A 9,562-nucleotide genomic window follows, 5' to 3' on the forward strand; every position below is an offset into this window, starting at 1 on the left:
TGCATCGTGGACACAGGGCAGACGTGGACGGTCGGGGTCACCGGCGCCACCGGGTACGCGGGGGGAGAGGTGTGCCGGCTGCTGGCCGGGCACCCGCACCTCCGCCTGGCCGGGGTGCACGCGAACAGCAGCGCCGGCCGACGCCTGGGTGAGCTGCAGCCGCACCTGCTGCCCTTCGCCGACCTCGAGGTCCGGTCGAGCGCGCCCGAGGACCTCGCCGGCTACGACGTCGTCGTCCTCGCGCTCCCGCACGGGGAGTCGGCCGCGATCGCCGCGCAGCTGTCCCCGGACACCCTGGTCGTCGACTGCGGCGCCGACCACCGGCTGCAGGACCCGGCCGCCTGGGCCCGCTGGTACGGCGGCGACGCCGGCACGCCGCACCCGGGGACGTGGCCCTACGGCCTGCCGGAGCTGCCCGGCCAGCGGGAGCGGCTGGCCGGCGCGCGGCGGATCGCGGTGCCCGGCTGCTACCCGACCTCGGTCACCCTCGCCATGGCCCCGGCGCTGGCCGCCGGGCTGGTCGAGCCGGACGTCGTCGTGGTCGCCGCCTCGGGCACCTCCGGCGCGGGCAAGGCGGCCAAGCCGCACCTGCTCGGCAGCGAGGTGATGGGCTCGGTCAGCGCCTACGGCGTCGGTGGCGTGCACCGGCACACCCCGGAGATGGCGCAGACCCTCGGCGCGGCCGCCGGGGGCCCGGTGCGGATCAGCTTCACCCCGACCCTGGTGCCGATGAGCCGGGGCATCCTCGCCACCTGCTCGGCGCCGCTGCGGCCCGGGATCGACGCCGACGCCGCGCGGGCCGCCTACCAGAAGGCCTACGCCGACGAGCCGTTCGTGCACCTGCTCCCCGAGGGCCGGTGGCCGACGACGGCGCAGGTGCTCGGCGCCAACACCGTCGCGGTGCAGGTCGCGGTCGACCCGGACGCCGGCCGGCTGGTCGTCGTCGCCGCGGTCGACAACCTCACCAAGGGCACCGCGGGCGGCGCGATCCAGAGCGCCAACGTCGCCCTCGGGCTGCCCGAGACCGCGGGCCTGCCGCTGGTGGGGGTGGCCCCGTGAGCGTCACCGCACCGCAGGGCTTCCGGGCCGCCGGCGTCGCGGCCGGGCTGAAGAGCACCGGCGCGGCCGACGTCGCGCTGGTCGTCAACGTCGGGCCGCGGGACGACGCCGCCGCCGTCTTCACCACCAACCGCTTCTCGGCCGCGCCGGTGCAGTGGAGCCGCCAGGTGCTGGCCACCGGCCGGCTGCGCGCGGTGGTCCTCAACTCCGGCGGCGCCAACGCCTGCACCGGCCCCGAGGGCTTCCAGGACACCCACGCCACCGCCGAGCACACCGCCGAGCAGCTGGGGCTGGGCGCCATCGACGTCGCGGTCGCCTCCACCGGGCTGATCGGCGTCCGGCTGCCGATGGACAGGCTGCTGCCCGGGGTCACCGACGCGGCGAAGGCGCTGTCGGCCGAGGGCGGTCCCGACGCCGCCCGGGCGATCATGACCACCGACTCGGTGCCCAAGACGACGGTCGTCGAGCGGGACGGCTGGTCGGTCGGCGGGATGGCCAAGGGCGCCGGCATGCTCGCGCCGAGCCTGGCCACGATGCTCGTCGTCCTCACCACCGACGCCGCCGTCGACCCGGCCGTGCTGCAGGAGGCGCTGAAGGCCGCCACCGCTGTCAGCTTCGAGCGGGTCGACTCCGACGGCTGCCTGTCCACCAACGACACCGTCGTGGCGATGGCCAACGGCGCCAGCGGGGTCGGCCCGGGTGCGGAGGAGGTCGCCGAGGCGCTCACCGCCGCGGCCACCGACCTCGCCATGCAGCTGCTCGCCGACGCCGAGGGCTCGACCAAGGACATCGCGATCACCGTGCGCAACGCGGCGACCGTCGAGGACGCGCTCACCGCCGGCCGCGCCTGCGCCCGCAACAACCTGCTCAAGACGGCGCTGTTCGGCAACGACCCCAACTGGGGCCGGGTCCTGGCGGCGATCGGCACCACCGACGCCGCCTTCGAGCCCGACCGGGTCGACGTCACGATCAACGGCGTCACCGTCTGCCGGGGCGGCGCGATCGGCGACCCGCGCGAGGGCGTCGACCTCACCGGCCGGGCCATCACCATCGACGTCGACCTGGGCGCCGGCACCGAGCAGGCCACGATCTGGACCAACGACCTGTCCCTCGCCTACGTGCACGAGAACTCGGCCTACTCGACGTGAGCACCCACGAGAACACCCACGAGAACACCCACGAGAACACCCACGAGGACCCCACCCCGCCCGACGTCCGGGTCGACGAGGCGCCCCCGCCGCGCCGGCGGATCGGCACCACCCGGGTCATGCGCACCTACGACCCGGAGGGCGACGCCCGCAAGGTCGCCGTCCTCACCGGCGCGCTGCCGTGGCTGCGGGAGTTCCACGGCAACGTCGTGGTGATCAAGTACGGCGGCCACGCGATGGTCGACGAGGAGTGCCGCCGGGCCTTCGCCGAGGACATGGTGTTCCTGCGGACCTGCGGCATCCTGCCCGTCGTCGTCCACGGCGGCGGCCCGCAGATCACCGAGATGCTCGGCCGGCTCGGCATCGAGAGCGAGTTCCGCGGCGGCCTGCGGGTGACCACCGACGAGACCGTCGAGGTGGTCCGCATGGTGCTCACCGGCCAGGTCACCCCGGAGGTGGTCGGGCTGGTCAACCAGCACGGCCCGCTGGCGGTCGGCCTGTCCGGCGAGGACGGCGGCCTGTTCACCGCCGAGCGCACCCGGGCGCTCGTCGACGGGCAGCCGGTCGACGTCGGCCGGGTCGGGGACGTCGTCGCCGTCGACCCGACGCCGGTCACCGCGCTGCTGCAGTCCGGGAAGATCCCGGTGGTCGCCACGGTCGCGCCCGACCGCGACGGCGTGGTGCACAACGTCAACGCCGACACCGCCGCCGCCGCGCTCGCCGTGGCGCTCGGCGCGGTGAAGCTCGTCGTCCTCACCGACGTCGAGGGCCTCTACGCCGACTGGCCCGACCGCGACTCGCTGGTGCAGCAGATCGACGCCGCCGAGCTCGCCGAGATCCTCCCGACGCTGGATGCCGGGATGATCCCGAAGATGGCCGCCTGCCTGCGGGCGGTCGAGGGCGGGGTGAAGCGGGCGACCGTCGTCGACGGCCGGACCCCGCACGCCCTGCTGCTGGAGATGTTCACCACCGAGGGCACCGGGACGATGGTCGTCCCCGCCCACTCACTGAGCGGAGAGGAGCCGGCATGACCCACACGGAGGAGCTGGCCACCCGCTGGTCGGCGGTGATGATGGGCAACTACCGCACCCCGCCGGTCGCGCTCGCGCGCGGCGAGGGCGCGACCGTCTGGGACGTCGACGGCCGCGAGTACACCGACCTGCTCGGCGGCATCGCGACGACGATCCTCGGCCACGCCCACCCGAGGGTGGTCGAGGCGATCACCCGGCAGGCGCAGACCCTCGGGCACGTCTCCAACCTGGCGATGCACGAGCCCGGCGTCACGCTCGCCGAGCGGCTGCTGGAGCTGGCCGGCCGGCCCGGGCGGGTGTTCTTCTGCAACTCCGGCGCCGAGGCCAACGAGGCCGCCTTCAAGATCAGCCGGCTCACCGGGCGGCCCGAGGTGGTCACCGCCGAGGGCGCCTTCCACGGCCGCACGATGGGCGCGCTCGCGCTCACCGGCCAGCCGTCCAAGGCCGCCGCGTTCGCCCCGCTGCCCGGCGGCGTCCGGTACGTGCCCTACGGCGACGCCGACGCGCTGGCCGGGGCGGTCGGCGACCGGACCGCGATGGTGCTGCTCGAGCCGCTGCTCGGCGAGGGCGGCGTGCAGCCCCCGCCGCCGGGCTACCTCGCCGCCGCCGCCCGCACCGCCGCGGACGCCGGCGCGCTGTTCGCCGTCGACGAGGTGCAGACCGGCACCGGCCGCACCGGCCACTGGTTCGCCCACCAGGCAGACGGCCTGCAGCCCGACCTGGTCACCATGGCCAAGGCACTCGGCGGCGGCCTGCCCATCGGCGCCACGCTCGCCTTCGGCGACGCCGCGGAGCTCATGACCGCCGGCTCGCACGGCTCCACGTTCGGCGGCAACCCGATCGCCTGCGCCGCCGCGCTCGCCGTCCTCGACACGATGCGGGACGAGGGCCTGCTCGAGCGCGCCAAGGAGCTCGAGCACCGGTTCACCGCCGGCATCGAGGGCCTCGGGCACCCCGGCGTCTCCGGGGTGCGGGGGAGGGGTGCGCTGCTCGGCGTCGTCCTCACCGCCCCGGTCGCCGGCGCGCTGGAGGCCGCGCTGCGCGAGGCCGGCTTCCTCACCAACGCCGTCGCCCCCGGCGTGCTGCGCCTGGCGCCCTCCCTGGTCCTCACCGACGGCCAGGTCGACGCCTTCGTCGCCGCGCTGCCGGCCGCCCTCGACACCGCCCTGCAGGAGACCGACTCGTGACCCGGCACCTCACCCGCGACGACGACCTCACCCCCGGCGAGCAGGCCGAGGTCCTCGCGCTGGCCGCCGAGCTCAAGCGCACCCGGCACACCGACGCCGCGCCCACCCCGCTGCGCGCGGCGAACGGCGTGCCGCGGGCGGTGGCCGTGCTGTTCGACAAGCCCTCCACCCGCACCCGGGTGTCGTTCTCGGTCGGCGTCGCCGAGCTCGGCGGGTACCCGCTGGTGATCGACGCCGGGTCCAGCCAGCTCGGCCGCGGCGAGCCGGTGGAGGACACCACCCGCGTGCTCGACCGGCAGGTCGCCGCGATCGTGTGGCGCACCTTCGGCCAGGACCGGCTCGAGACCATGGCCGCCACCAGCCGGGTGCCGGTGGTCAACGCGCTCACCGACGACTTCCACCCGTGCCAGATCCTGGCCGACCTGCAGACGGTGGCCGAGCACAAGGGCTCGCTGGCCGGCCGGTCGCTGACCTACCTCGGCGACGGCGCCAACAACATGGCCCACTCGTACCTCCTCGGCGGCGCGACCGCCGGCATGCACGTGCGCATCGGCTCGCCGGAGGAGTACCAGCCGGCGCCCGACGTGCTGAAGAGGGCGGCGGAGATCGCCGCCGAGACCGGCGGCTCGGTCCAGTGGACCGCCGACGCCGCGGCCGCCGCCGACGGCGCCGACGTCCTCGCCACCGACACCTGGGTGTCGATGGGCCAGGAGGACGAGTACGACACCCGGGTCGCGCCGTTCCTGCCCTACGCCGTCGACGACGCCGCGCTGGCCCGCGCCGCCGACGACGCCCTCGTGCTGCACTGCCTGCCCGCCTACCGCGGCAAGGAGATCGCCGCCGACGTCATCGACGGCCCGCAGAGCGTCGTCTGGGACGAGGCGGAGAACCGGCTGCACGCGCAGAAGGCCCTCCTCACGTGGTTGCTGGAGCGATCCACGTGACCGGGGCGCTGACCCGCTCGGCGCGGCAGGCCCGCATCGCCGAGCTCATCGCCGCCCGGCCGGTGACCTCGCAGACCCAGCTCGCCGCGCTGCTGGCCGAGTCCGGCGTCGAGGTCACCCAGGCCACGCTCTCCCGCGACCTGGAGGAGCTCGGCGCGGTCAAGCTGCGCGGCTCCGACGGCGCCCCGGCGTCCTACGTGCTGCCGCCGGAGAACGCCCCGCTGCGCCCCGCGCAGGCCGCCCCCGCCCGCCTCACGCGGCTGCTCGGGGACCTGCTCACCAGCGCCGACGGCAGCGCCAACCTCGCGGTGCTGCGCACCCCGCCCGGCGCCGCGCAGTTCCTCGCCTCGGCGCTGGACAAGGTGGGCCTGCCCGACGTCCTGGGCACCATCGCCGGCGACGACACGCTGCTCGTCGTCTCGCGCGACCCCGACGGCGGCGCGGCGCTCGCCCGGCGCCTGCGGTCGCTGGCCGGCCGCGCACCCGGCGAGCCGCCCCACCTGACCGACGAGACCGACGACCCCGCTGGAGGATCAGCCCCGTGACCGACCCGACCGCCCCCGCCTCGCAGACCCGGCTCTGGGGCGGCCGCTTCGGCGGCGGGCCGTCGCCGGCCATGGCGGCGCTGTCGAAGTCCACCGACGTCGACTGGCGGCTGGCCCCCTACGACCTCGCCGGCTCCCGCGCCCACGCGCGGGTGCTGCACCGCGCCGGCCTGCTCACCGACGACGAGCTCGGGCAGATGGTCGGCGCGCTCACCGAGCTGTCGGCCGAGGTCGCCGCGGGCACCTTCGCGCCGGTCGAGGCCGACGAGGACGTGCACGAGGCGCTCGAGCGCGGCCTGATCGCCAAGCTCGGCACCCTCGGGGGCAAGTTGCGCGCCGGCCGGTCCCGCAACGACCAGGTCGCCACCGACCTGCGGCTGTACCTGCGGCACAACGTGCGCGCGCTGGTCGGTGAGCTGGCGTCGCTGGAGTACGCCCTGACGGGGCTGGCCGAGCGGTACCTCGAGGTGCCCGCGCCCGGCATGACCCACCTGCAGCACGCCCAGCCGGTGCTGATCAGCCACCAGCTGCTGGCCCACGCGCACGCCTTCGCCCGCGACGTCGACCGGTTGCTCGACTGGGACCGCCGCGCCGCCGTCAGCCCGCTGGGCTCGGGCGCGCTGGCCGGGTCCTCGCTGCCGCTGGACCCCGACGCCGTCGCCGCCGAGCTCGGCTTCGACCGGGCCGCGGAGAACTCGATCGACGCGGTCAGCGACCGCGACTTCGCCGCCGAGTTCTGCTTCGCCGCCGCGATGGTCGGCGTCCACCTGTCCCGGCTGGGGGAGGAGGTCGTGCTCTGGACGTCGACCGAGTTCGGCTGGGCCCGCCTCGACGACGCCTGGGCGACCGGGTCGTCGATCATGCCGCAGAAGAAGAACCCGGACATCGCCGAGCTCGCGCGCGGCAAGTCCGGCCGGTTCGTCGGCAACCTCACCGGCCTGCTCACCACGCTCAAGGGGCTGCCGCTGGCCTACGACCGTGACCTGCAGGAGGACAAGGAGCCGGTCTTCGACTCCCTCGAGCAGCTGCTGCTCCTGCTGCCCGCGGTCACCGGCATGGTCGCCACGCTCACCCTGCGCCCGGAGGTGCTCGAGGCCGCCGCGCCGCAGGGCTTCGCGCTGGCCACCGACGTCGCCGAGTGGCTGGTCAAGAACGGCGTGCCGTTCCGGTCGGCGCACGAGATCTCCGGCGAGATGGTCGCCGTCTGCGAGGCCGCGGGCCTGGAGCTCGACCAGCTCGACGACGACCAGCTCGCCGGCATCGACGAGCGGCTCACCCCCGCCGTCCGGGAGGTGCTGTCGGTGCGCGGCGCGCTCGCCGCCCGGGACACCCGCGGCGGGACGGCGCCCGAGCGGGTCGCCGCCCAGCTGGCCGCGCTCAAGGACGTCGTCGCCGCCCACGGTCGCTGGTCGGCCGACTCGCCCGTGGCGGCCGCGCTCTGAGCCAGCCAGGCCGCCTGCTGACGGCGGAGGAGCTGCTCGGGCCGGTCGACGACGTCGCCCCGGCGCTGCTGGGCTGCTGGGTGGTCACCGACCGGCCCGAGGGGACCGTCGCCGTCCGGCTCACCGAGGTCGAGGCGTACTCGGGGGAGGGGGAGGACCCGGCGTCGCACGCGCACCGCGGCCCCACCCCGCGCGCGGCGATCATGTTCGGCCCGCCCGGGCGGCTGTACGTGTACTTCAGCTACGGCGTGCACTGGTGCGCCAACGTCGTCGTCGGTCCCGCCGGCCGCGGCTCGGCGGTGCTGCTGCGCGCCGGCGAGGTGGTGGTGGGGGAGCAGGTCGCGGCCCTGCGCCGTCCCTCCGCCCGCGTGCCCCGGGACCTGGCCCGCGGCCCGGCCCGGCTGACCGCGGCGCTGGCGATCGGGCCGGAGGACGGCGGTGCCGACGTCCTCGACCCCGCCTCGCCGGTGCGGCTGCACGCGGGGCAGCCGCCGTCCGCCGTCTCGGCCGGGCCCCGGGTCGGGATCAGCCGGGCGACCGAGCTGCCGTGGCGGTTCTGGGAGACCGGGGCGCCGTCGGTGAGCGCCTTCCGCCCGGGCGGGCAACGCCGGCGCCGCGCCGCCGGGCAGACTGGTACCTCGTGACCTCCTCCGTCCTCGACGAACTGCAGCGCCGCGGGCTCATCGCCCAGACCACCGACGAGGACGCCCTGCGCGCCCACCTCGCCGAGGGACCGGTCACCTACTACTGCGGCTTCGACCCGACCGCCCCGAGCCTGCACGTGGGGCACCTGGTCCAGGTGATGGTGCTGCGGGCGCTGCAGCGCGCCGGCCACCACCCCGTGGTCCTCGTCGGCGGCGCCACCGGGCTGATCGGCGACCCGCGACCGACCGCCGAGCGGCAGCTCAACGACCGCTCCACCGTGGCCGGCTGGGTGGACAGCATCCGTCGCCAGCTGGCGCCCTTCCTCGACCGGCCGGCCGAGCAGGAGGGCCTGCCCGCGCCGGTCTACGTCGACAACCTGACCTGGACCGAGCCGCTGTCGGCCATCGACTTCCTCCGCGACCTCGGCAAGCACTTCCGGGTCGGCCGGATGCTGGCGAAGGAGGCGGTGTCCGCGCGGCTGAACTCCGAGGCCGGCATCAGCTACACCGAGTTCAGCTACCAGATCCTCCAGGCGCACGACTACCTGCAGCTGTTCCGCCGCCACGGCGTCACGCTGCAGACCGGTGGCTCGGACCAGTGGGGCAACCTCACCGCCGGCATCGACCTGGTCCGCCGGGTGGAGGGGGCCGCGGTGCACGCCCTGTCCACCGTGCTGGTCACTAAGTCCGACGGGCAGAAGTTCGGCAAGAGCGAGAGCGGCACCGTCTGGCTCGACCCCGCGCTCACCTCGCCCTACGCCTTCTTCCAGTTCTGGCTCAACGCCGACGACGCCGACGCGCTCACCTGGCTGCCGCAGTTCTCCGAGCGGCCGGCCGAGGAGGTCGAGGCGGTCCTGGCCGAGAGCCGGGAGCGGCCGGCGTCGCGTGCGGCACAGCGCGCCCTGGCCGAGGAGCTGACCGCGCTCGTCCACGGGCCCGAGGAACTCCGCCAGGCGGAGGCCGCCGGGCGCGCGCTGTTCGGGCGGGACGACCTGACCGCCCTCGGCGCCGACACCCTCGGTGCCGCCCTGCGGGAGGCCGGCAGCGTCACCGTCGACGGCGGGACGCCGACCGTCGCGCAGCTGCTCCAGCAGACGGGCCTCGTCTCGAGCCTGTCCGAGGCCCGCCGCACGGTGAAGGAGGGCGGCGCGTACCTCAACAACGAGCGCGTCACCGACGCCGACATCGTCCCGGGCGAGGAGGCCTGGTTGCCGGGCGGCTGGCTGGTGCTGCGCCGCGGCAAGCGATCCGTCGCCGGGGTGCAGCGCGTCGCGCACTGAGGACGTCCTGCCGCGTTGCCGCCATGTGACACGCCGGTTCCGGAACGGTGTCTGGCGTCACGGCCGAGCCGGTTTGACATGCTCCCGACAGGCACGTAACTTTCTCTCTGCGCGCCGCACGGCCCGGGAGGGCCGGCGCGGAGGACCCTTCGAGGGAACACTCCGGGCGGGCGCAGGGTTGGACAACAAGCAGCCACCGAGGAAGCCCGAGAGGGTCGAGTCGGTGTGCGTCCGCTCCTTGAGAACTCAACAGCGTGCCGAAAGTCAGTGCCAAGTAACAAA

9 protein-coding genes are annotated in these 9,562 nt (G+C 75.4%); all 9 read left to right on the top strand.

Features of this window, described 5'->3' with window-relative positions; genetic code table 11:
* Window positions 1-6 precede the first annotated feature (6 nt).
* The 9 genes from argC to tyrS are packed head-to-tail and all read left to right on the top strand — an operon-like array spanning window position 7 to window position 9,280.
* Complete coding sequence (gene argC / locus ACFO3M_RS04865) at window positions 7-1,059, top strand: N-acetyl-gamma-glutamyl-phosphate reductase (RefSeq protein WP_387987068.1); 1,053 nt, start codon at window positions 7-9, stop codon at window positions 1,057-1,059.
* Window positions 1,056-2,207 (top strand): bifunctional glutamate N-acetyltransferase/amino-acid acetyltransferase ArgJ, encoded by a 1,152-nt coding sequence (gene argJ, locus ACFO3M_RS04870; protein WP_387987071.1) that lies wholly within the window; start codon window positions 1,056-1,058, stop codon window positions 2,205-2,207. The genes argC and argJ overlap by 4 nt, the downstream gene beginning before the upstream one ends.
* Window positions 2,204-3,238, top strand: a complete 1,035-nt coding sequence (gene argB, locus ACFO3M_RS04875) for an acetylglutamate kinase (protein WP_387987074.1) — start codon at window positions 2,204-2,206, stop codon at window positions 3,236-3,238. Before argJ ends, argB begins: the two co-directional genes overlap by 4 nt.
* Window positions 3,235-4,425, top strand: a complete 1,191-nt coding sequence (locus tag ACFO3M_RS04880; protein ID WP_387987077.1) for an acetylornithine transaminase — start codon at window positions 3,235-3,237, stop codon at window positions 4,423-4,425. The genes argB and ACFO3M_RS04880 overlap by 4 nt, the downstream gene beginning before the upstream one ends.
* Window positions 4,422-5,369: an ornithine carbamoyltransferase gene (gene argF / locus ACFO3M_RS04885; protein WP_387987079.1), complete on the top strand. Its 948-nt coding sequence runs from the start codon at window positions 4,422-4,424 to the stop codon at window positions 5,367-5,369. Before ACFO3M_RS04880 ends, argF begins: the two co-directional genes overlap by 4 nt.
* The gene (locus ACFO3M_RS04890) at window positions 5,366-5,914 is read left to right on the top strand and encodes an arginine repressor (protein ID WP_387987082.1); all 549 of its coding nucleotides are present in this window, start codon (window positions 5,366-5,368) and stop codon (window positions 5,912-5,914) included. Before argF ends, ACFO3M_RS04890 begins: the two co-directional genes overlap by 4 nt.
* Window positions 5,911-7,356 (top strand): argininosuccinate lyase, encoded by a 1,446-nt coding sequence (argH, locus tag ACFO3M_RS04895; RefSeq protein WP_387987085.1) that lies wholly within the window; start codon window positions 5,911-5,913, stop codon window positions 7,354-7,356. The genes ACFO3M_RS04890 and argH overlap by 4 nt, the downstream gene beginning before the upstream one ends.
* A gap of 17 nt (window positions 7,357-7,373) precedes the next feature.
* Window positions 7,374-8,000 carry a DNA-3-methyladenine glycosylase gene (locus ACFO3M_RS04900; protein WP_387987093.1) on the top strand — a complete coding sequence of 209 codons (627 nt, stop codon included), beginning with the start codon at window positions 7,374-7,376 and terminating at the stop codon, window positions 7,998-8,000.
* Window positions 7,997-9,280 carry a tyrosine--tRNA ligase gene (gene tyrS / locus ACFO3M_RS04905; protein ID WP_387987088.1) on the top strand — a complete coding sequence of 428 codons (1,284 nt, stop codon included), beginning with the start codon at window positions 7,997-7,999 and terminating at the stop codon, window positions 9,278-9,280. Before ACFO3M_RS04900 ends, tyrS begins: the two co-directional genes overlap by 4 nt.
* Window positions 9,281-9,562: the final 282 nt, after the last annotated feature.

It is taken from the genome of Geodermatophilus arenarius (genome assembly GCF_042654585.1).
GTDB lineage: Bacteria > Actinomycetota > Actinomycetes > Mycobacteriales > Geodermatophilaceae > Geodermatophilus > Geodermatophilus arenarius.

What these genes read in the sequence shown, in the direction of transcription:
- ACFO3M_RS04880 (WP_387987077.1), top strand. Translation starts at nt 3,235, where the DNA reads ATGACCCACACGGAGGAGCTGGCCACCCGCTGGTCGGCGGTGATGATG.